Source organism: Rhodococcus sp. LB1 (genome assembly GCF_001583455.1).
GTDB lineage: Bacteria > Actinomycetota > Actinomycetes > Mycobacteriales > Mycobacteriaceae > Rhodococcus_F > Rhodococcus_F opacus.
In genome coordinates this window covers 1-1,002 of sequence record NZ_LTCZ01000311.1, presented here as the reverse complement: position 1 = coordinate 1,002, position 1,002 = coordinate 1, and the positions used below count along the sequence as shown (strand labels likewise).

The 1,002-nt window shown below is 66.0% G+C and carries 1 protein-coding gene; it reads right to left on the bottom strand.

All coding sequences use genetic code 11. The features are described 5' to 3' along the window. Positions 1 to 1,000: ketol-acid reductoisomerase (gene ilvC, locus AZG88_RS32080; RefSeq protein ID WP_061700158.1), on the bottom strand; the 1,000-nt coding region annotated here is incomplete at its 3' end. Positions 1,001 to 1,002 lie beyond the last annotated feature (2 nt).

Genomic DNA, 1,002 nt, shown 5'->3' with positions numbered 1-1,002 from the left:
AGGCGGTTTCGGTGATCGGGCGGTCGACCCAGCTCATCAGGTCGCGCAGCTTCTTGCCGGTGACCTCGATCGGGTGCTCGGCGTTGGCCTTGCGCAGGCCCTCGAGCTCGGTGTTGCCGTTCTCGACGTTGGCGACGAGGCGGCGGGTGAACTCACCCGACTGGATGTCGGCCAGGATCGCCTTCATGCGCTCCTTGGTGCCGGCGTCGATGACGCGCGGGCCGGAGAGGTAGCCACCGAACTCCGCGGTGTCGGACACCGAGTAGTTCATGCGGGCGATGCCACCCTCGTACATGAGGTCGACGATGAGCTTGAGCTCGTGCAGCACCTCGAAGTACGCCATCTCGGGCGCGTAGCCGGCCTCGACCATGACCTCGAAACCGGTCTTGACCAGTTCCTCGGTGCCGCCGCAGAGCACGGCCTGCTCGCCGAAGAGGTCCGTCTCGGTCTCTTCCTTGAACGTGGTCTTGATGACGCCGGCGCGGGTGCCGCCGATGCCCTTGGCGTAGGACAGTGCGAGGGCCTGGCCCTCACCCTTCGGGTCCTGGTCGATCGCGATGAGCGCGGGGACACCCTTGCCGTCGACGAACTGACGACGCACCAGGTGGCCGGGGCCCTTGGGGGCGACCATGCCGACGGTGACGAACTCCGGAGCCTTGATCAGGTCGAAGTGGATGTTGAGGCCGTGTCCGAAGAACAGCGCGTCGCCGTCCTTCAGGTTCGGCTCGATGTCATTGGTGAAGATCGACGCCTGCGCGGTGTCGGGTGCGAGCACCATGATCACGTCGGCCCACTCGGAGACCTCGGCGGGGGTACCGACGGTCAGGCCCTGCTCCTCGGCCTTCGCGCGGGACTTCGAGCCTTCCTTGAGGCCGATACGCACATCGACGCCCGAGTCGCGCAGGCTCAGCGAGTGCGCGTGGCCCTGGCTTCCGTAACCGATCACAGCGACCTTACGGCCCTGGATGATCGACAGATCGGCATCGTCGTCGTAGAACATCT